This is a genomic window from Burkholderia sp. BCC0044 (assembly GCF_902832955.1).
In the GTDB taxonomy this organism is placed as follows: Bacteria; Pseudomonadota; Gammaproteobacteria; order Burkholderiales; family Burkholderiaceae; genus Burkholderia.
The window spans coordinates 1159597-1179152 of record NZ_CADFDO010000003.1 but is presented as its reverse complement, the minus strand read 5'-3'; the positions used below and the strand labels follow the sequence as shown (position 1 = coordinate 1179152).

General features: G+C 68.3%; 20 protein-coding genes. 16 read left to right on the top strand and 4 right to left on the bottom strand.

The features are described from left to right. Positions 1-39: 39 nt before the first annotated feature. On the bottom strand, positions 40-705 hold the full coding sequence (locus HWX14_RS22295) for an O-methyltransferase (RefSeq protein ID WP_175884513.1): 666 nt from the start codon (positions 703-705) through the stop codon (positions 40-42). Between the two features lie 49 nt (positions 706-754). On the opposite strand from HWX14_RS22295, the gene HWX14_RS22290 reads away from it, so the two are divergent. The 3 genes from HWX14_RS22290 (at position 755) to HWX14_RS22280 (ending at position 4085) form a co-directional block, all read left to right on the top strand. Beyond that, positions 755-1432, top strand: coding sequence for a TetR family transcriptional regulator (locus HWX14_RS22290; protein WP_175884512.1), 678 nt, complete (start codon positions 755-757; stop codon positions 1430-1432). 459 nt (positions 1433-1891) lie between these two features. Next, the gene (locus HWX14_RS22285) at positions 1892-3280 is read left to right on the top strand and encodes an NCS2 family permease (protein WP_244130296.1); all 1389 of its coding nucleotides are present in this window, start codon (positions 1892-1894) and stop codon (positions 3278-3280) included. Positions 3281-3491: 211 nt separating this feature from the next. Further along, positions 3492-4085: a hypothetical protein gene (locus HWX14_RS22280; RefSeq protein ID WP_175884511.1), complete on the top strand. Its 594-nt coding sequence runs from the start codon at positions 3492-3494 to the stop codon at positions 4083-4085. A 9-nt stretch (positions 4086-4094) separates the two neighbouring features. Here the strand turns inward: HWX14_RS22280 and HWX14_RS22275 are convergent, their stop codons facing one another. Then, positions 4095-4496, bottom strand: a complete 402-nt coding sequence (locus HWX14_RS22275) for a CopD family protein (RefSeq protein ID WP_175884510.1) — start codon at positions 4494-4496, stop codon at positions 4095-4097. Further along, positions 4493-4801 carry a DUF3817 domain-containing protein gene (locus tag HWX14_RS22270; RefSeq protein ID WP_089470733.1) on the bottom strand — a complete coding sequence of 103 codons (309 nt, stop codon included), beginning with the start codon at positions 4799-4801 and terminating at the stop codon, positions 4493-4495. Before HWX14_RS22270 ends, HWX14_RS22275 begins: the two co-directional genes overlap by 4 nt. Before the next feature lie 107 nt (positions 4802-4908). Between HWX14_RS22270 and HWX14_RS22265 the strand changes: the two genes are divergently transcribed. The 4 genes from HWX14_RS22265 (at position 4909) to HWX14_RS22250 (ending at position 9187) form a co-directional block, all read left to right on the top strand. Next, positions 4909-5856 (top strand): helix-turn-helix domain-containing protein, encoded by a 948-nt coding sequence (locus tag HWX14_RS22265; RefSeq protein WP_175884509.1) that lies wholly within the window; start codon positions 4909-4911, stop codon positions 5854-5856. A gap of 60 nt (positions 5857-5916) precedes the next feature. After that, on the top strand, positions 5917-6837 hold the full coding sequence (locus HWX14_RS22260) for a LysR substrate-binding domain-containing protein (protein WP_175884508.1): 921 nt from the start codon (positions 5917-5919) through the stop codon (positions 6835-6837). Positions 6838-7063: 226 nt separating this feature from the next. Next, positions 7064-7846 carry an ABC transporter substrate-binding protein gene (locus HWX14_RS22255; RefSeq protein WP_124548619.1) on the top strand — a complete coding sequence of 261 codons (783 nt, stop codon included), beginning with the start codon at positions 7064-7066 and terminating at the stop codon, positions 7844-7846. Positions 7847-8071: 225 nt separating this feature from the next. Then, positions 8072-9187 (top strand): succinylglutamate desuccinylase/aspartoacylase family protein, encoded by a 1116-nt coding sequence (locus HWX14_RS22250; RefSeq protein ID WP_175884507.1) that lies wholly within the window; start codon positions 8072-8074, stop codon positions 9185-9187. 167 nt (positions 9188-9354) lie between these two features. Here HWX14_RS22250 and HWX14_RS22245 read toward each other — a convergent pair whose 3' ends face one another. Continuing rightward, the gene (locus HWX14_RS22245) at positions 9355-10161 is read right to left on the bottom strand and encodes a MetQ/NlpA family lipoprotein (RefSeq protein WP_011694873.1); all 807 of its coding nucleotides are present in this window, start codon (positions 10159-10161) and stop codon (positions 9355-9357) included. A 310-nt stretch (positions 10162-10471) separates the two neighbouring features. On the opposite strand from HWX14_RS22245, the gene HWX14_RS22240 reads away from it, so the two are divergent. From HWX14_RS22240 to HWX14_RS22200, 9 genes are all read left to right on the top strand, one after another. Next, entirely contained in the window at positions 10472-11629 is a 1158-nt protein-coding gene (locus HWX14_RS22240; RefSeq protein WP_175884506.1) for a porin, read from the top strand. 221 nt (positions 11630-11850) lie between these two features. Further along, entirely contained in the window at positions 11851-12111 is a 261-nt protein-coding gene (locus tag HWX14_RS22235; protein WP_011548992.1) for a DUF2866 domain-containing protein, read from the top strand. Positions 12112-12235: 124 nt separating this feature from the next. After that, the gene (locus HWX14_RS22230; RefSeq protein WP_175884505.1) at positions 12236-12619 is read left to right on the top strand and encodes a DUF6232 family protein; all 384 of its coding nucleotides are present in this window, start codon (positions 12236-12238) and stop codon (positions 12617-12619) included. 183 nt (positions 12620-12802) lie between these two features. Then, positions 12803-13030, top strand: a complete 228-nt coding sequence (locus tag HWX14_RS22225; RefSeq protein WP_175884657.1) for a hypothetical protein — start codon at positions 12803-12805, stop codon at positions 13028-13030. A 231-nt stretch (positions 13031-13261) separates the two neighbouring features. Further along, the gene (locus HWX14_RS22220) at positions 13262-15541 is read left to right on the top strand and encodes a TonB-dependent hemoglobin/transferrin/lactoferrin family receptor (RefSeq protein WP_175884504.1); all 2280 of its coding nucleotides are present in this window, start codon (positions 13262-13264) and stop codon (positions 15539-15541) included. A gap of 49 nt (positions 15542-15590) precedes the next feature. Further along, positions 15591-16682, top strand: coding sequence for a ChuX/HutX family heme-like substrate-binding protein (locus tag HWX14_RS22215; RefSeq protein WP_175884503.1), 1092 nt, complete (start codon positions 15591-15593; stop codon positions 16680-16682). After that, positions 16679-17596, top strand: a complete 918-nt coding sequence (locus tag HWX14_RS22210; protein ID WP_175884502.1) for a helical backbone metal receptor — start codon at positions 16679-16681, stop codon at positions 17594-17596. The genes HWX14_RS22215 and HWX14_RS22210 overlap by 4 nt, the downstream gene beginning before the upstream one ends. A gap of 15 nt (positions 17597-17611) precedes the next feature. Continuing rightward, positions 17612-18700 carry an iron ABC transporter permease gene (locus HWX14_RS22205; protein WP_175884501.1) on the top strand — a complete coding sequence of 363 codons (1089 nt, stop codon included), beginning with the start codon at positions 17612-17614 and terminating at the stop codon, positions 18698-18700. Between the two features lie 19 nt (positions 18701-18719). Beyond that, a complete protein-coding gene (locus HWX14_RS22200) occupies positions 18720-19541 on the top strand; it encodes a heme ABC transporter ATP-binding protein (RefSeq protein WP_175884500.1) in 822 nt (273 codons plus the stop codon). Positions 19542-19556: the final 15 nt, after the last annotated feature.

Below are 19556 nucleotides of genomic sequence, written 5' to 3'. Positions count from 1 at the left end.
AGGGAAGCGTGAAATCGTCGACACCCTCGTTCCGTCTGCTCAGCGTGTCCGCATCGACAATTCGACGTCGCCGCCGAACGGCACGGACAGATAGCCGTTTTCCGGCGCACGCACGTAAGCAAGGTAGTCGGGGCTGTATTCCGCGTTGTCGGCCACGACGAACGCCCCCGCCCTGAGCCGCGGCTCGACCAGCGCGAGTATCTCCGGATACAGCGCCTTCGCGCCGTCGAGCAGCAGCAGGTCGACCGAATCCGGAAGATCGGCAGCCAGCGTGCGCAGCGCATCGCCTTCGCGAATCTCCACGAGATCGGCCAAGCCGGCCGCCGCCAGGTTGGCCTGCGCGCGCACGACCTTCGACGGCTCGAACTCGCTCGTGATCAACCGGCCGCCGCCGTTGTCGCGCAGCGCGGCCGCGAGATGCAGCGTCGAAATGCCGAACGACGTGCCGAATTCGACGATTGTCTTCGCGCCGCCGCTGCGCGCGAGCATGTACAGCAGCGTGCCCGTCTCGCGCGACACGGGAAGCGGATAGTCCTTCAGGCGCGCATACAGCTCGGCGTAGTCCGTCTTGCTGCGCATCAGCCGCGCTTGCTCGTCGCGCGACACGTTGGCGAAGGCCGGGCTCGTCGCGGGCGACGATGCGTCGGCTTCGTCGAACAGGCGCGCCAGCAGCGAAGCCAGCGGGTCGAGCATCAGGGTGGTCATGCGATATCTCCGGTATCGGGTTGAGTGCGTCGTTGCACCCGACTAGAATATGACGAACTATTCAGGTTTTACTATTCGCATTGGCAAACCGCCCATGACCGACCGCCGAAACGCCCCGATCGCCACGCGCAAGCAGCCTCGGCAGGCGCGCTCGACCCGCCTCGTCGAGGACGTCCTGCAGGCGGCTATTCAGGTTTTGGCGAGCGAAGGCGCGCAGCGCTTCACGATGGCGCGCGTCGCCGAGCGGGCCGGCGTGAGCGTCGGCTCGCTGTACCAATACTTCCCGAACAAGGCGTCCGTGCTGTTCCGGCTCCAGCACGACGAGTGGCGGCAGACGCACGACATGCTGTGCGCAATCCTGCAGGACACGCAGAAGACGCCGCCCGAGCGGCTGCGCACTGCCGTCCACGCGTTCATCCGTTCGGAATGCGACGAGGCGCCGATGCGGACCGCGCTCGACGACGCCGCCCCGCTCTATCGCGACGCCCCCGAGGCGCAGGACGTGAAGGCCGAGGGCAACCGGGCGTTCAGCGCGTTCATGCGCGAAGCGCTGCCCGACGTGTCCGACGCCATGCATGCGATCGCGTGCGAACTGATTCTGACGACGCTCACGACGGGCGGCAAGGCGTTCTCCGAAACCGCGCGCACATCGGCGGAAATCGACGCGTATTCGGATGCGATGGCCGACATGTTCTGCACCTATCTCGCGCATCTCGCGCACAGTTGAAAGCCGCGCCGCGCCGGGACGGACACCGCGCACACGCGCCGGCCTCCCGGGCCACCTTGAAAGCCGTTCGTAATATCGAATGCCCCGCCCGGCCCGCCGACCCTGCATTCAAATAGTCGCCTTAACGGATTCGAACTAGGCGTATACACGCGTGTCGGCGCGACGGAGCCCCGTTGCACGCCGATATAAGCGCTGCGACATGCGCTGCATGCTCGTCCCCCGATGGGACGTGATGGGCCGCTCGCCTAACCTTCGCTACGGCAAAGCACACGTGACGGGATCGACACCGCAACGCGTCGCACGACGCGACATCCTCGCGATCGTTTCGATTCGCACGTAACGACACGCATCACGCGTCATGCGTCCCCACGACGTTGCCGATCAATCCAACCAGATACGAGACACCCTGACGACGGTTCGCGACGAGCCGTTTCAGCATGCTGATAAAGGAGCAAGCTCATGAGTGATACCCCGGTGCAGCCGACGGTCGGCGTCGGCGCGGAAGAAACCGGCTTGGGCGCCAACGGCGCCATCGACCGGTACTTCGGCATTTCGTCGCGCGGCAGCACGCAGCGCCGCGAGATCATTGCCGGCGTGACCACCTTCCTCGCGATGGTCTATTCCGTGTTCGTCGTGCCCGGCATGTTCGGCAAGGCCGGCTTCGACACGAGCGCCGTGTTCGTCGCGGTGTGCCTCACCACCGCGTTCGGCTCGCTGCTGATGGGCCTGTGGGCGAAGCTGCCGATCGCGATCGGCTGCGCGATCTCGCTGACCGCGTTCACCGCGTTCGGGCTCGTGCTCGGCAAGGGGCTGCCTCCGACGGTCGCGCTCGGCGCGGTGTTCCTGATGGGCCTCGTGTTCACCGGCATCTCGGTCACCGGCGTGCGTTCGTGGATCCTGCGCAACCTGCCCGCGGGCGTCGCGCACGGCACGGGGATCGGCATCGGCCTGTTCCTGCTGCTGATCGCGTCGAACGACGTCGGCCTCGTGATCAAGAACCCGGGCGCCGGCCTGCCGGTGTCGCTCGGCCAGATCACCGCGTTCCCGGTCATCATGTCGGTCGTCGGGCTCGCCGCGATCTTCGGCCTCGAAAAGCGACGCGTGCCGGGCGGCATCCTGCTCGTCGTGATCGCGATCTCGGTGTTCGGCCTGATCTTCGATCCGGGCGTGAAATACCGCGGCATCTTCGCGCTGCCGTCGCTGAGCGCACCGGGCCACGCGTCGCTGATCGGCGCGATGGACATCAAGGGCGCGCTGTCGATGGCCGTGCTGCCGAGCGTGCTCGCGCTGGTGATGACCGCCGTGTTCGACGCGACCGGCACGATCCGCGCGGTCGCGGGCCAGGCCGGCCAGCTCGACGCGAACGGCCGCATCATCAACGGCGGCCGCGCGCTGACCGCCGATTCGCTCAGCTCGATCTTCTCCGGCTTTCTCGGCGGCGCGCCGGCGGCGGCCTACATCGAGTCGAGCGTCGGCGTGGCCGCCGGCGCGAAGACGGGCCTCGCGGCCGCCGTGGTCGGCCTGCTATTCCTCGTCGTGATGTTCTTCTCGCCGCTCGCGGGCCTCGTGCCGTCGTATGCGACCGCGCCCGCGCTGATGTACGTCGGGCTGCTGATGCTCGGCAGCGTCAGCAAGCTGCACATGGACGACATGGTCGACGCGATGTCGGGCCTCGTGTGCGCGGTGTTCATCGTGCTGACCGCGAACATCGTGACGGGCATCATGCTCGGCTTCTCGACGCTCGTGATCGGCCGCATCGCCAGCGGCGAATTCCGCAAGCTCAACGTCGGCACCGTGCTGATCGCGGCCGTGCTCGTCACGTTCTATCTCGGCGGCTGGGCCATCTGAGCGCGACACCTGCGCGACGTCGCCCGCAGAAGGACGGCGCGCATCGGGACGGCACCGTCTCCTCCACCATCGTTGATGGTCTCCGGCCTGGGAACGCGAGTTTCCAGGCTTTTTTTGTCGATGCGCCGCGGCGCGACGCGCTTCGCGAAAGCGGCGCGACACCCATTCGCGCGCGGTGCTACGATCGCGTTTTGCCCCTTCAGGAGTCGCGATGAACGCGCTTGGCATCGTCTCCGAATCGACCACCCGGGCCTCGGCGCGCAAGCCGCCGTTCATTCCGTCGTTCGGCTTCCACGAAGTACACGAATCGCAACCGATCGACGCGCCGCCCGCATGCATCATCGATGTCGTCGCCTCGCTCGACATGCGTGCCGATCCCGTCATCGACACGCTGCTGACGGTGCGCGAATTCCCGGCGGCCATCGCCGGCGCACTGCGCAACGCGCCGGCCCGCCCCGAACGCGCACGCTTCGGCTTCGACTCCTTCACGCCGCTCCATCGCGACGACACGTCGCTGTCGCTCGGCCTCGTCGGACGCTTCTGGCGCCCGACGCCCGACGTGCGCCCCGTCGCCGATGCCGACGCGTTCGTCCGGCACGACGATCCGCGCGATGCGAAGCTGGTGCTCCGCTTCGAGGTCGTCGGGCTCGCGTCGGGCGCGCACATCCTGCGCACCGAAACCTTCGTCCATTGCCCGAGCACGCGCACGCGCTGGCTGTTCACGCCATACTGGCTCGCGATCCGGCTGGGCAGCGGCTGGATCCGGCGTCGCACGCTGGCGGCGGTGGAGATCGCGCTGGCCTGATTCGCCGCATCAGAACGGCTTGATCACGGCCAGCCCGACGACGATCGCGATCGCGACGATCACCGCGCCCGCCGCGTGCCCGAGCCACGGCGCCGGCACGACGACGAGATCGTCGCGCTCCATGCGCCGCAGCGTGCCGGCCAGGATCCCGTGCAGCACCGACAGCGCGACGACGATCGCGAGCTTCACCGACAGCCACGCGGCGCCGAACCAGTGACCGCTCAGCGCGAGCGCGATGCCAGCGATCCACACGATCGCGAGCGCGGGCGCCGTCATCGTGCGATCCCAGCGCCGCACCGCGCGATGCACGGCGAGGTTCGCAATACGCACCGCGACGGACGACAACAGCAACCCGCCGACGAACGTGACGACGGCGACCAGATGCACGGCCTTCAGCACGAGGTAGATCATTGCGCGTGCCGCCTGCGCGCGATCCAGCCGGCGCTCGCCAGCCCCGCGAACGGCACGACGGCCGACAGCACGAGCCGCGCGACCTCGCCCTTGCTCCACAGCCCGCTCGACGCGGTGCCGACCACCGCCCACACGTACATCGCGAACGCGATGCCGTGAACCGGGCCCATGATCGATACCGCGACCGGATAGCCGGCCAGATGCTTGAGCGGCACGGCCACGCACACCAGCGCGACGAGCGTGGTCGCCTCCAGCAGCGACAGGTATTGCAGGTTCCGCAACGCGTTGCGATCGTCTTGTTTCATCGGCAGGGCTCCGGGTGGGTCCGCCGCGATTGTCGCGTGTGGTGCCGGTTCGAGCCATTGGCTAGAATGACATCTTTCAACGGATTCTGGCCACGGCCGCACACGCCATGCACACGGTCGCCGTTCTTGCGTTGCCCGATGTCGTCCCGTTCGATCTGGGCGTCGCCTGCGACACGTTCGCCCGCGTGCGGGCGCCCGACGTCGCGCAGGCCTACCGTGTACGCGTGTGCAGCGAGCAGCCGCGCGTCGGCGGCGACCTGTTCGAGCTGCGCCCGCCGTTTCGCCTCGCTGCGCTGGCCGACGCCGATACGATCATGGTCCCCGGCACGTCGGTGCCGCTCGCGCCCACGTCGCGCCGCGTGCTCGACGCGCTGCGCGCGGCGGCCGCGCGCGGATGCCGGATCGCGTCGATCTGCAGCGGCGCGTTCGTGCTCGCGGAAGCCGGGCTGCTCGACGGCCTGCGCGCGACGACGCACTGGCTCGCGGCCGCCGAACTCGCGCGCCGCTATCCGAACGTCGACGTCGACCCGAACGTGCTGTTCGTCGACAACGGCCGGATCCTGACCTCGGCCGGCGCGGCGGCCGGCCTCGATCTGTGCCTGCACATGATCCAGGCCGACTATGGCGCGGCGGTCGCCGTCGACGCCGCCCGCAGCGCGGTGGCGCCGCGCGTGCGGGAAGGCGGGCAGGCGCAGTTCATCGCGCCCGAATGGCCGGCCGGCGGCGACGGGCTGCACGACCTGATGGACTGGCTGCACGCGAACCTGCGCCAGCCGCTGACGCTCGACGCGATCGCGCGCAAGGCGTCGACGAGCGTGCGCACGCTGACCCGGCGCTTCCAGGAGCAGACGGGCACGTCGCCCGGGCAATGGCTGCAGACCGCGCGCGTCCGGCATGCGCAGCAGTTGCTGGAAGTGACCGAGCTGTCGATCGAACATGTGGCGACCGAAGCCGGGTTCGGTTCGGTCACCGCGTTTCGCGAGCGCTTCGCGCGCATCGTCGGCACGTCGCCGCAGCGCTACCGGCAGGCGTTCCGCGCGCGCGCCGACGCGTGACCCTCATCGCGCTCGCCACCTGAACCCGCCGCCCCCTTTCGCGCCAACCGGACCCGACCGATGACCCGCATCCGCAATCCCCTGAACATCGCGCAGCTCCAGGCGTTCGTCTCCGCCGCGCACCTGAAGAGCCTGCGCGCCGCCGCGCGCGAGCTCGGCGTCACGCAGCCGGCGATCACGCATACGATCCGCGAGCTCGAAACGGCACTCAACGCGGAACTGCTCGTGCGCAGCGTGCGCGGCGTCGAGCTGACCGCCTGCGGCGCGGCGCTGCTGCCGCGCGCCGAGCAATTGCTCGGCGACGTCCGCCGCACGGTCGAGGCCGTCGAGCAGGTGAAAGGCGAGATGTCGGGCCGCGTCGCGGTCGGCACGATGCCGTCGATCGCGCTGACCGCGTTGCCGCACGCGGTGACGGCGTTTCGCCGGTCGATGCCGAACGTCAGCCTGCATCTGGAGGAAGTGACGGTGCCCGACGCGCTCGCGCAACTGCGCAACGGCACGCTCGACATCGCTGCGATGCACCATGTGCCCGCGCTCGACCGCGATTTCACGCAATTGCCGCTGCTGTCGACCGAATTCACGATCGTGATGCGCGACGGCCACCCGCTCGCGCATGCGCGCCGGTTAGAGGAATTGCTCGACGCCGAGTGGATCGTCACCGTCGGCGCCGAGCAGTTTCCGCACAGCGTGATGGTCGGGATGTTCGAGGCGCACGGGCTGCCGCTGCCGAAACGTCTGCTGCGCTCGCCGATGTCGTTCGCGGTGACGCTCGGGCTCGTCGCGCGTTCGGACGTGATCGGCTGCTTCACGCGCCCGCTCGCCGCGATGGTCGCGCCGCTCGGCATCCGCACGGCCGAACTCGACGAAAGCATGCCGCGCTTCGACCTGTCGATCATCGCGCGGCGCGACCTGCTGCCCACGCCCGCCGTGTCGCATTTCGCCACGTGCCTGCAACGCGCGGTCAACGAAACGCTCGGCTGAATCGTTCCTGTGTGTGAAACGGCGGTGCGTCCGACGCGCCGCCGCCGGGCCCGGTATCGGGGCTTGTCCTAGGCGCCCTGCCGGTATTTTGTCTTGATAATCTTCCGCACGTCGCGCGCCCCCATCGGGCGGGCGAAACGGACTGTCCGACGCGAAGCCGCGACGGGCCGAAGGCTTACGGCGCGGCACAACCGCGCACCCATCGAACAAAACGAGGAGTCACCGAGTGAAAAAGATTCTTGCGGCAGTGACCGTGGCCCTGCTCGCCGTATCGGCCGGCAGTGCATACGCGAAGGACTGGTCGACCGTGCGGTTCGGCGTCGACGCAAGCTACCCGCCTTTCGAATCGAAAGGCGCCGACGGCAAGGTGGTCGGCTTCGACGTGGATCTCGGCAACGAGATCTGCCGCCGCATCAACGCGAAGTGCGTGTGGATCGAAAACGACTTCGACGGGATGATCCCGGCGCTGAAGGCCCGCAAGTTCGACGGCGTGCTGTCGTCGATGTCGATGACGCCGGCGCGCGCCGAACAGATCGCGTTCTCGGCGAAGCTGTTCAACACGCCGACGCGCCTCGTCACGAAGAAGGGCGCCGGCCTGCAGCCGACGGCCGAATCGCTGAAGGGCAAGTCGGTCGGCGTCGAGCAGGGCACGATCCAGGAAACCTACGCGAAGACGTACTGGGCGTCGAAGGGCGTGAACGTGGTGCCTTACCAGAACCAGGACCAGGTCTACGCCGACCTGATCTCCGGCCGTCTGGACGGCGCGCTGCAGGACGCGGTGCAGGCTGAAATCGGCTTCCTGAAGACGCCGCGCGGCGCGAACTTCGACTTCGCCGGCAAGGACCTCGACGATCCGAAGACGCTCGGCAACGGCGCCGGTATCGGCCTGCGCAAGGAAGACACCGACCTGAAGACGAAGATCGACGGCGCGATCGCCGGCATGCGCAAGGACGGCACGTACGACAAGATCGCGAAGAAGTACTTCGATTTCGACGTCTACGGCAAGTAATCCGGCTGAACGACGCGCGATTCGGCGCGATGCAAACGGGCTCCGCAACGGAGCCCGTTTTTTTTGCGCCCGGCGCGGGCGGCGTTATTTTTTCCGCGCCAACCTGATGATTCTCAACGGAAAACCGCGTGGCCTGGCACCGGTTTGATGGCGGCGAGGAAGGCAACGTACAATCGATCTTCCACGCACACGGATCATTCGCGGCTGCGCCGCACTCCCCTCATCATGCAAACGCAGACCCATCCGCTGATTTCCCCCGCCGTCGGTACCGAACGCCAGATCACCAGCTTCCACTACGGCCCGCGCGGCGGCAAGAAGGTCTACATCCAGTCGTCGCTGCACGCGGACGAGCTGCCCGGCATGCTGGTCGCCACGCTGCTGCGCCGCAAGATCGCCGCGCTCGAGACGGCCGGCAAGCTGCAAGGCGAAGTCGTCATCGTGCCCGTGCCCAATCCGATCGGCCTGTCGCAACACGTGTTCGGCGATCACCTCGGCCGCTTCGAGCTCGGCTCGATGCAGAACTTCAACCGCAATTTCCACGATCTCGCGGCGCTCGTGCTGCCGCACGTCGAAAGCCGCCTCACGAACGACGCGCAGCGCAATCTCGCCGCCGTGCGCGGCGCGATGCGCGAAGCGCTCGACGAACAGAAGCCGCGCACCGAACTCGACTCGCAGCGCCTCGCGCTGCAGAAGCTGTCGTTCGACGCCGATATCGTGCTCGACCTGCACTGCGACAGCGATGCGGTGATGCACCTCTACACGAATCCCGATCTGTGGGCGGACGTCGAGCCGCTGGCGCGCTATCTCGATGCAAAGGCGTCGCTGCTCGCGCTGAATTCGGTCGGCAACCCGTTCGACGAAATCCACAGCTTCTGCTGGTCGGATCTGCGCAGCCGCTTCGGCGATCGCTTCCCGATCCCGAACGGCGCGATTTCCGTCACGGTGGAACTGCGCAGCGAACGCGACGTGTCGTACGAGTTCGCGGAAAAGGACGCGCAGGCGATCGTCGAATACCTGACCGAGCGCGGCATCGTCGAAGGCACGCCGGCGCCGCTGCCGCCGCTCGCGCATCCGGCCACGCCGCTCGCGGGCACCGATCCGCTCGTCGCGCCCGTGTCGGGCGTGATCGTATTCCGTACCCCGGTCGGCGCGATGATCGAGGCCGGGCAAGCCGTGGCCGACATCGTCGATCCGCTGACCGATCGCGTCGTCACGCTGAAGAGCAGCGTGTCGGGCGTGCTGTACGCGCGCCAGGTCGTGCGCTTCGCGACGGCCGGCATGGAAGTCGCGCGGATCGCCGGCGCGACCGCGATCCGCACCGGTTCGCTGCTGTCGGCCTGAGCCTGCTGGGCGCGCGGCCCGCACGCCGGGCCGCGGCGCGCATCGCACGCGATCGCACGCCATAGGCTGCATCAAACGAAATCGCCCGCTTGCGCGGGCGATTTGCTTTCCGGAGCGGGCGTCGGCAGCCGACGCTGCACGGCCGGCGCGCTACATGCGAAGGAAGTTCAGAACGCCGGCACGATCGCACCGCCGAACTTCTGGTCGATGAACTTGCGCACGTCGTCCGATTCATAGGCCGCGACGAGCTTCTTCACCCACGGCTTGTCCTTGTCCTGCGCGCGCACCGCGATCAGGTTCGCGTACGGCCCGCGCAGATCCTCGATCGCGATCGCATCCTTCACCGGCGTGAGCCCGGCCTTGACCGCGTAGTCGGTGTTGATCGACGCGGCATCGACGTCGGGCAGTGCGCGCGGCAACTGCGCGGAATCAAGCTCGACGATCTTGATCTTCTTCGGGTTCTCGGCGATGTCGAGCGGCGTCGCGTTCACGCCGTTCGCGCCGACACCCGGCTTCAGCTTGATCACGCCGTACTTCTGCAGCAGCAAGAGCGCGCGGTTGCCGTTCGACGGATCGTTCTGGATCCCGACCTTCGCGCCGACCGGCAGATCCTTCAGCGACTTGATCTTCTTCGAATAGAAGCCCATCGGCGCGGTGTAGGTGAGCCCGACGTTGACGATCTTGTAGCCGCGCTGCTTGATCTGGCTGTCGAGGAACGGCTGGTGCTGGAAGCCGTTCGCGTCGAGGTCGCCCGCATCGAGCGCCGCGTTCGGCTGCACGTAGTCGTTGAATTCGATGACCTTGATCGCGAGGCCTTCGCGTGCGGCGACCTTCGTCACTTCGGTCCAGATTTGCGCGTCGGGGCCGCTCATCGTGCCGATCTTCAGCGTTTGGGAGTCGGCGTGCGCGCCGGGCGCGGCGAATGCCAACGCGGCGGCGAGTGCGCCGAGGCCGGTCAGAATCGAACGTCGCATGTGGTGTCCTCTTGTCCCGTGTCGTTTGTTGGAGGACGGATCGTGGCATAGGGCCCCGAACGCGATCAACCAAGCTTATTTCATGTGCATATTCCTGTTCGGAATCGAACGACAGGCGAATTCGGTATAACCCCCAATGGCACAACCGGGCAGAATTCGGTGTCGCATCGGCACCACACATTCTTCATATGACAGTCACTGTCATATTCATTACGTGGCCCGCCGATAAAGTTGCGCCGGTCCGTGAAAGCGCCCATAGAGAGCGCCGGAACCGCAACTGGACACGCCATTTATTCGCTCGGAGAATCCTTTGAACAAGAAACTGTTGACCCTCGCCGCCCTGGCAGCAACGGCCGGCACGGCGCACGCACAAAGCAGCGTGACCCTGTACGGCGTCATCGATGCCGGTATCAGCTATGTGAACCACAGCAAGACCGCCAACGGCGGTACGGGCAAGCTGTTCAAGTACGACGACGGCGTGGCCCAGGGCAGCCGTTGGGGCCTGCGCGGCACCGAAGACCTCGGTGGCGGCCTGAAGGCGATCTTCGTGCTCGAAAACGGCTTCAACAGCGGCAACGGCACGATCGGCCAGGGTGGCGCGATCTTCGGCCGCCAGGCTTACGTCGGCCTGAGCCAGTCGCAATACGGCACGGTCACGTTCGGCCGCCAGTACTCGTTCTCGACCGACATCCTCGGCTCGAACTACTCGACGGGCGGCAACACGGTCGCGGGTAACTACGCGTACCACGTGAACGACCTCGACCAGCTCACGTCGAGCCGCATCAACAACGCCGTGAAGTTCCAGAGCGCGAACTACTCGGGCTTCACGTTCGGCGCGTTGTACGGCTTCTCGAACTCGACCGACTTCGCCGGCGCACCGGCCACGACGTCGGGCACGACGACGACGGCAGGCTCGTCGCGCGCATACAGCTTCGGCCTGAACTATGCGAACGGCCCGGTCTCGGTCGGCGCGGCGTACACGGACATCCGTTTCCCGAGCCAGTCGACGCCGGCCTTCTCGACGACGATCGCGAACATTGCGACCGGCAACGTCCGCGATCTGCGCACGTACGGCGTGGGTGGCCGCTACGTCTGGGGCCCGGCGACGGCATGGCTGCTGTGGACGCGTACGCAGTTCTCGACGGTGTCGGGCGCGGGCGGCACGTTCTACAACGCGTATGAAGCAGGCGCGAAGTACGCATTCACGCCGGCCCTGTCGGGCGGCCTCGGCTACACGTACACGAACGCGACGCAGAACGGCAACTCGTGGCACTGGAACCAGGTCAACGGTATCGCCGACTACGCACTCAGCAAGCGGACGGACGTGTACGGCCTGGTCGTGTACCAGCAGGCTTCGGGCAAGGGCGTGCAAGCGCAGATCGGTTCGAGCACGAGCTACTTCAATACGTCGGGCACGGGTTCGAAGAACCAGATCGCCGCACGTATCGGTATCCGTCACAAGTTCTAAAGCATCCGCTTAACTGGCCGCGTCACGCGCGGATCAGGACGGCAAGAAGCGCCCCGCTGCATGCGGGGCGCTTTTTTATGGGCTTTTAAGTTTCGCTTAATTCTGGGCTGAGAGGATACTTCCACCCCCCCTGTTGGCCGCCTGAGCATCGGCGGCTTTTTTTTTGAGACACCACTACGGCACCGCCATCAACTGCCCACAAGACAGGATCGGAGGCCACGATGATCGAAGATACCGTTTTCAGCCATCTGCACGCGATTCTGACGTGCCAACACTCGCTGCCGGTCCAGAGCTGCCGCGTCTCGGTGGAAATGCAGCGGCCCTGGGGCCGTCCGTATCGCCTCGTCGAGTGGACGATGCATCTTGACGCACCCGCGCGGCGCCAGATCGTGCCGGCCGAATCGACCGACGAAGAGATCGCCGAGGTCGTCGCGTCGCACGTGCCGGGCCGCCTCTACGGCGACGGCCGGCTGCAGTTCTGAATACGCTCCCGTTCCATCCGCTTCCCGTCTATCGGCCGCGCGGCACGCCTCGTGCGGCAGTCGGTCTCGTTTGACGCGGCAACGAAACCTGCTACGCTGCGCGTTTTCGTCCACGCAACACACGATGGAAAACGCATTCAACGAACGTGGCGTCATGGTCACGCGCAACGGCCTGTCGGCCGCCGGTCAGGTATTCGCACTGCGTGACATCCGCCAGGTCGACGTCGTCAAGATCCCGAAGAACCGTGTCGTGCCGTCGCTGATCTCGCTGATCGGCGCGGCGATCGCCGTCGCGGGCGGCATCGGCGCATCGAGCGCCGCGCTCGTGGTCGGCGTGATGCTCGTCGTCGTCGGCTATCTGTCGTGGGTCACGCAGGACATCACGTACCGGCTGATGGTCGAGATGCCCGACGGCAAGCGCGAAGCGCTGTCGAGCGTCGATGCCGAGTTCGTCGAACGCGTCGCGCAGGTCGTGCGCGATGCGCAGTCCGCCACCGCTGCCGGCTGATTCCATTCGCATGCGCGCACGCTTGGCTTCGCGCGGGCCGCACGCCCGCGGCGAGCATCGGCTCGCGCGGCCTTCCCGGCGAATCGCGTGCCACCGCGACACACGCATCGCGCCGCCACGGCAGACGCCGACCGCCTAGTATGGAAGGAGCGGCTCGCCGCCGCATCGTCCGAGGAGGCCAGCATGAACGCTCAATCGCTGTCCGGCATGCTTCGCGCGCAGGAACTGCTGATCGTGTCGATGATCCGCGCGCTTCCCCCTGACACACGCCGTGCGCTCGTCGAGCTCTACACCGATCAGATCGCGTTCGCCGAACAGGCCGGGATCGAAAGCCACACCGATCGCGCGACGCACGACGCGTTCGTCGCCCATGCGCGCAATCTGCTGATTCGCATCGAAGCGCTGGCTTAGGCCCGTTTCTCTCAAATTTCCGTCACGGCTCGCGCGAGCCCTACATGCGAGCGCTCACTCGTATCGGCCGCTTTGCGATCTTGTATCGATAATGATTCTCATTTACACTGGTAATGTTGTCAGTTACCTTTCAAATCGCCGCTTGCCGCATGTCGCGCGCAAACGGGCCAGCCAGGTGAACGCGTCGCCCAGCCAGCCTTCGGGCTTGTTATCGTCAATGGGAGACCACCTGTGCATTGCTATACGCTGGCGCGGCGGCCGATCTGTGCCGCGCTGTTCGGCGCGTTCGGCCTGTCCGCCGCCCCGGCTCACGCCGATTCGTCGCCGCGAGGCGCCACTCCGCCTTCCGCCGTCCTGACCACCGCCGCCGCGTCCGCGCGCGGCGAGGCGGCGCTGCTCGACCCCGTCACCGTCACGGCCACCCGCACCGCCACCGCGGCGAGCCGCACGGCGGCGTCGGTGTCGGCGATCACCGACGAGGATCTCGAAGAGCAGCAGGTCACCAACATCAAGGACGCGCTGCGCTACGAGCCCGGCGTCACGGTGCGCCGCACCGCGTACCGGCCCGGCAGCGCCGCGCTCGGCGGCGGCCGCGACGGCGATTCGAGCATCAACATCCGCGGCCTCGAAGGCAATCGCGTGCTGCTGATGGAAGACGGCATCCGCCTGCCGAACGCGTTCTCGTTCGGCCCGCTCGAAGCGGGCCGCGGCGACTACGCCGATCTCGACACGCTCAAGCGCATCGAGATCCTGCGCGGGCCGGCGTCGGCGCTCTACGGCAGCGACGGGCTGACCGGCGCGGTGAACTTCATCACGAAGGACCCGAAGGATCTGCTGTCGATCTACCGCAAGCCTTACTACTTCTCGTTCCGGCCGAGCTACGACTCGACCGATCGCAGCATCGGCGCGACCGTGTCGGCCGCGGGCGGCAACGATCGCATCCAGGGGATGATCATCGCCGACGGCCGGCGCGGTCACGAGGTCGACACGCGCGGCGGCAACAACACGGCGAGCACGCTGCGCACGACGTCGAACCCGCAGGACGTGTATTCGGAATCGCTGCTCGGCAAGCTCGTGCTGACGCCCACCGCGCGCGACACGATCAAGTTCACCGCCGAAACGGTGCAGCGGCGCGTGAGCACCGACGTGCTGTCGGCGATCAATGCGCCGGCCACGCTCGGCCTCACGACGAACGACCGGCTCGAGCGCAACCGCTTCAGCGTCGACTACGACTTCCGCGACGACACGTTCCGGTGGTTCCAGACCGCACACGTGCAGTTCTACTACCAGGACGCGAAGCAGGACCAGTACGCGTTCGAGACGCGCGGCAGGCTGCCCTCGCGTTCGCGCGACAACCAGTACAAGGAACGCACGTTCGGCGGCTCCGCGTTCGCCGAAAGCGGCTTTTCGACCGGCCCGCTCGCGCACAAGCTGCTGGTCGGCGTCGACGGCAGCCTGTCGCGCGTGACGAACCTGCGCGACGGCACGGTGCCGGGCGTCGGCGAAGCGTTCCCGAACAAGGCGTTCCCCGACACCGACTACACGCTGTTCGGCGCGTTCGTGCAGGACCAGATCGGCTACGGCCGCCTGCTCGTCACGCCGGGCCTGCGCTTCGACACGTATCGGCTGAGCCCCACCGAAAACGATCCGCTGTTCACCGGCAAGGCCGTGTCGACGAGCGCGAACGAACTGTCGCCGCGCGTCGCCGTGCTCTACGAGATCACGCCCGCGGTCATTCCGTACGTGCAGTACGCGCACGGCTTCCGCGCGCCGACGCCCGACCAGGTGAACAGCAGCTTCTCGAACCCGGTGTACGGCTACACGTCGATCGGCAATCCGAACCTGAAGCCCGAAACCAGCGACACGTTCGAAGCCGGCCTGCGCGGCAAGGCCGGCACCGGCTACGGCGTCGTGCGCTACAGCGCGGCCGCGTTCACCGGCCGCTACCGCAACTTCATCTCGCGCACGACGATCGCGGGCAGCGGCCGGCCGGTCGACCCGTTCGTGTTCCAGTACGTGAACTTCGCCGACGCGCGCATCCATGGCCTCGAAGGCCGCGCCGAATGGGTGATGCCGAACGGCATCACGCTGAAGACGGCGATGGCCTTCACGAAGGGCTCGACGCAGGACAACGGCGCGGCCAGCCAGCCGCTCGACACGATCAACCCGTTCTCGGCCGTGTTCGGCGTGCGGTATGAACCGAGCGAACGCTGGTTCGTACAGACCGACCTGCTGTTCCAGGCCGCCAAACGCGACAAGGACGTCCCGGCGAACGCGTGCCCGGGGGCGAGAACGTCGTGCTTCGCGCCACCGTCGGCATTCGTCGTCGACCTGCGCGGCGGCTACCGCTTCAACAAGCACGTGAGCGCGACGATCGGCATCCGCAACCTGTTCGACCGCAAGTACTGGAACTGGTCGGACGTCCGCGGCCTCGCGTCCGACGCGCAGGTGCTCGATGCGTATTCGTCGCCCGGCCGCACGGTCGCCGTCAGCATGAAAGTGGATTTCTGATGCGCGTTGCCACCGCGCCTACCCCAACCGTTACTCGAAGGACTCCGACATGATGCATTCCGCCCTTCCCGGTCAATCGTCCACGCCGGCCCGCGCGGCCGCCGCGCTGCGCGACGCGTTCGTCAAGCTCAAGACCGAGCGGCAACTGCGCAACCGCGACGTCGCGCAGGCGCTCGGCGTCAGCGAAGGCGAGGCGCTCGCCGCGTTCGTCGGCGAGCACGTGGTGCGGCTCGACGCGCGCTTTCCGGCGATGTTCGAGGAAATGCCGCGCCTCGGCCGCGTGATGGCGCTCACGCGCAACGACACGGCCGTCCACGAAAAGGATGGCGAATATGCGCAGATGAGCCACGACGGCCCGGTCGGGCTCGCGCTCGGCGACATCGACCTGCGCATCTTCTATCGTCACTGGGTGTCGGCGTTCGCGGTGCGCGACGAGACCGCGCACGGCCCGCTGAAGAGCCTGCAGTTCTTCGATGCGCAGGGCCATGCGATCCACAAGGTCTATCTGCGCGCGCACAGCGATCACGCCGCATACGACGCGTTCGTCGCACGCTGGCGTGCGCCGTCGCAGGAGCCGGGCCTCGCGGTCGTGCCCGCCGCGCCGAAAACGCCCGAGCGCGCCGATAGCGAGATCAACGTCGCCGGCTTTCGCGCCGCATGGAACGCGATGACCGACACGCACCAGTTCTTCGGTATCACGCAGCGCTTCGGCGTGAGCCGCCTGCAGGCGCTGCGCCTCGCCGATCCGCACTACGCGTATCCGGTCGAAACCGCGCATGCGTTGCGCCACGTGCTCGAACACGCGGCGAAAAGCGGCCAGCCGATCATGGTGTTCGTCGGCAACGCGGGGATGATCCAGATCCATACGGGCCCCGTCGCGAACGTGCGCGAAGTCGGCGCGTGGATCAATGTCCTCGATCCGGGCTTCAACCTGCATGTGCGCGAAGACCTGATCGCCGCCGCCTGGGTCGTGAGGAAGCCAACGAGCGACGGCATCGTCACGTCGCTCGAACTGTTCGACCGGCAGGGCGACCACGTCGCGCTGCTGTTCGGCGAGCGCAAGCCCGGCAAGGTCGAACGCGACGACTGGCGCGCGCTCGTCGCGACGCTGCCGGCGGCCGCACGCGGGGCCGCGCGATGAGCGCGCGGCCGTTCGATCCGCGCCGCCGTACGCTGCTGGGCGGCGCGGCGGCCGGTGCGCTCGCGGGCGCGCTGCCCGGTGGCGTGCTCGCCCAGGCCGCGGCGGCCGCGCCGAAGCGCGTGATCGTGATCGGCGGCGCGCTGGCGGAAACCGCGTTCGCGCTCGGTGGCGCCGAGACGCCGCGTTACCGGCTCGTCGGCGCCGACACGACCTGCACGTATCCCGACGCCGCGAAGCGCCTGCCGAAAGTCGGCTACCAGCGCGCGCTGTCGGCCGAAGGGCTGCTGTCGCTGCGGCCCGATCTCGTGCTCGCATCGGCGGAAGCCGGCCCGCCGACGGCGATCGCGCAGGTGAAAGGCGCCGGCGTCACGGTGACGACGTTCGGCGAGCGTCACGACGTCGAATCGGTGCGCGCGAAGATCACCGGCGTCGCGCAGGCGCTCGACGTGCGCGACGCCGGCACCGCGCTGCTGCAGCGTTTCGATCGCGACTGGCAAGCCGCGCGCGACGCGGTCGCCGCACGCGTGCCCGGCGGCGCGCAACCGCCGCGCGTGCTGTTCGTGCTGAACCATACCGGCGCCCAGGCGCTCGTCGCGGGCCAGCGCACGGCCGCCGACGCGATGATCCGCTACGCGGGCGCGCGCAACGCGATGCAGGGCTTCGATCACTACAAGCCGCTGACGACCGAGGCGCTCGCGGCGGCCGCGCCCGACGTCGTGCTGATCTCCGACGAAGGGCTCGCGGCCGTCGGCGGCCACGCCGCGCTGCTCGCGACGCCCGGCTTCGGTGCGACGCCGGCCGGCCGCGCGCGGCGCGTCGTGTCGCTCGACGCGCTGTTCCTGCTCGGCTTCGGCCCGCGCCTGCCGCTCGCCGTCACGACCCTGCATCGACGCCTGTCGGATGCGCTCGCCTGATTCCGGATCGACCCGATGCCCGCTCACGCTTCACCCTTCAACGCGCCGTCGCCGCCCTCACGCTCAGGCGCCGCGCGCCTCGGCACGTCGCGCCGCTTCGCGCCGTTCGTCCTGGCCGCGCTCGCCGCCCTGGTGGGCGCGATGTCCGTCGTCGCGCTGTGCGTCGGCGCATACCGCATTCCGCTGGCGGAAGCCTGGGCCGCGCTGAGCGGCGACGCGGCCGCGCAGCAGGCGCGCGCGGTGCTGCTCGACATCCGCGCGCCGCGGGTCGTGCTCGCGCTGCTGGTCGGCGGCGGCTTCGGTGCGACCGGCGCCGCGATGCAGGCGCTGTTCCGCAATCCGCTCGCCGATCCGGGGCTCGTCGGCGTATCGAGCGGCGCCGCGCTCGGCGCGACCACGCTGATCGTGCTCGGCCCCGCGCTCTTTGCCGCGCACGCGAGCGCGGCCGCATTGCCGGTTGCCGCGTTCGCGGGCGGGCTCGCGGTCGCGGCGCTCGTCTACCGGCTGGCCGCGTCGCGCGGCCGGCTGGCGCTGCCGCTGCTGCTGCTCGCCGGCATCGCGATCAATGCGCTGGCCGGCGCGGCGATCGGGCTGCTCACGTTCGTCGCCGACGACGCGCAGTTGCGCTCGCTGACCTTCTGGAGCCTCGGCAGCCTCGGCGGCGCACAGTGGTCGACGCTGGCGGCCGTCGCGCCGTGCGTCGCGCTCGGCTGCGTGCTGCTCGTGCGCGAACGCGATGCGCTGAACGCGCTGCAACTCGGCGAAACCGAAGCGCTGCATCTCGGCGTGCCCGTACAGCGACTGAAGCGGCGCGTGCTCGTCGCGGTCGCGCTCGCGGTCGGCGCGCTCGTATCGTGCGCGGGCATCATCGGCTTCATCGGGCTCGTCGCGCCGCATTGCGTGCGCCTCGCGTGCGGCCCCGACCAGCGCATCGTGCTGCCCGGCGCCGCGTTGCTCGGCGCGTTGCTGACGCTCGCGGCCGATCTTGCCGCGCGCACGATCGCCGCGCCCGCCGACATTCCGCTCGGCGTGCTGACCGCGCTGCTCGGCGCGCCGTTCTTCCTCGCGCTGCTGTGGAAGAACCGCGGCGCGCTCGGCGGATGATCCCTTCTTCACGACGACCATGCTGACTGCCCACCACCTCGACGTCGCCCGCCGGCACGACACGATCCTGCGCGACCTGTCGCTGTCGATCGAACCCGGCCACGTGACCGCGCTGCTCGGCCGCAACGGCGCGGGCAAGAGCACGCTGCTGAAAACCTTCGCCGGCGAGCTGACCGGCAGCATCGCGCCGAACGGCGTGCGCGTGACGGGCGACGTCACGCTGAACGGCGAACCGCTCGCGCGCATCGACGCGCCGCGGCTCGCGTGCCTGCGCGCGGTGCTGCCGCAGGCCGCGCAGCCGGCGTTCCCGTTCAGCGTCGACGAAATCGTGCTGCTCGGCCGCTATCCGCATGCGCGGCGCGGCGGCGCCACGTCACATCGCGATCGCGACATCGCGTGGCGCGCACTCGAACGCGCGGGCGCCGATGCGCTCGTCGGCCGCGACGTCACGACGCTGTCGGGCGGCGAACTCGCGCGCGTGCAGTTCGCCCGCGTCCTCGCGCAGCTGTGGCCGGACCATGACGCGATGGAACCCGGCCCGCGCTACCTGCTGCTCGACGAGCCGACCGCCGCGCTCGATCTTGCGCACCAGCACCGGCTGCTCGATACCGTGCGCGCCGTCGCGCGCGAATGGCAGCTCGGCGTGCTCGCGATCGTCCACGATCCGAACCTCGCCGCGCGGCATGCGGATACGATCGCGATGCTCGCCGGCGGCACGATCGTCGCGCAGGGCGCACCGCGCGACGTGATGACGCCGGCCCACATCGCGCTGTGCTACGGTTTCGCGGTGAAGATGGTGGAAACCGGCGACGGGACGCCGCCGGTGATGGTGCCCGCGTAGCGCGGGCGTGTCTCG

Excerpts from the sequence above, each read along its gene's own strand:
- HWX14_RS22295 (WP_175884513.1), bottom strand. The coding sequence starts at position 705 with ATGACCACCCTGATGCTCGACCCGCTGGCTTCGCTGCTGGCGCGCCTG.
- HWX14_RS22290 (WP_175884512.1), top strand. The coding sequence starts at position 755 with ATGACGAACTATTCAGGTTTTACTATTCGCATTGGCAAACCGCCCATG.
- HWX14_RS22285 (WP_244130296.1), top strand. The coding sequence starts at position 1,892 with ATGAGTGATACCCCGGTGCAGCCGACGGTCGGCGTCGGCGCGGAAGAA.
- HWX14_RS22280 (WP_175884511.1), top strand. The coding sequence starts at position 3,492 with ATGAACGCGCTTGGCATCGTCTCCGAATCGACCACCCGGGCCTCGGCG.
- HWX14_RS22275 (WP_175884510.1), bottom strand. The coding sequence starts at position 4,496 with ATGATCTACCTCGTGCTGAAGGCCGTGCATCTGGTCGCCGTCGTCACG.
- HWX14_RS22270 (WP_089470733.1), bottom strand. The coding sequence starts at position 4,801 with ATGAAACAAGACGATCGCAACGCGTTGCGGAACCTGCAATACCTGTCG.
- HWX14_RS22265 (WP_175884509.1), top strand. The coding sequence starts at position 4,909 with ATGCACACGGTCGCCGTTCTTGCGTTGCCCGATGTCGTCCCGTTCGAT.
- HWX14_RS22260 (WP_175884508.1), top strand. The coding sequence starts at position 5,917 with ATGACCCGCATCCGCAATCCCCTGAACATCGCGCAGCTCCAGGCGTTC.
- HWX14_RS22250 (WP_175884507.1), top strand. The coding sequence starts at position 8,072 with ATGCAAACGCAGACCCATCCGCTGATTTCCCCCGCCGTCGGTACCGAA.
- HWX14_RS22245 (WP_011694873.1), bottom strand. The coding sequence starts at position 10,161 with ATGCGACGTTCGATTCTGACCGGCCTCGGCGCACTCGCCGCCGCGTTG.
- HWX14_RS22235 (WP_011548992.1), top strand. The coding sequence starts at position 11,851 with ATGATCGAAGATACCGTTTTCAGCCATCTGCACGCGATTCTGACGTGC.
- HWX14_RS22230 (WP_175884505.1), top strand. The coding sequence starts at position 12,236 with ATGGAAAACGCATTCAACGAACGTGGCGTCATGGTCACGCGCAACGGC.
- HWX14_RS22225 (WP_175884657.1), top strand. The coding sequence starts at position 12,803 with ATGAACGCTCAATCGCTGTCCGGCATGCTTCGCGCGCAGGAACTGCTG.
- HWX14_RS22215 (WP_175884503.1), top strand. The coding sequence starts at position 15,591 with ATGATGCATTCCGCCCTTCCCGGTCAATCGTCCACGCCGGCCCGCGCG.
- HWX14_RS22210 (WP_175884502.1), top strand. The coding sequence starts at position 16,679 with ATGAGCGCGCGGCCGTTCGATCCGCGCCGCCGTACGCTGCTGGGCGGC.
- HWX14_RS22205 (WP_175884501.1), top strand. The coding sequence starts at position 17,612 with ATGCCCGCTCACGCTTCACCCTTCAACGCGCCGTCGCCGCCCTCACGC.
- HWX14_RS22200 (WP_175884500.1), top strand. The coding sequence starts at position 18,720 with ATGCTGACTGCCCACCACCTCGACGTCGCCCGCCGGCACGACACGATC.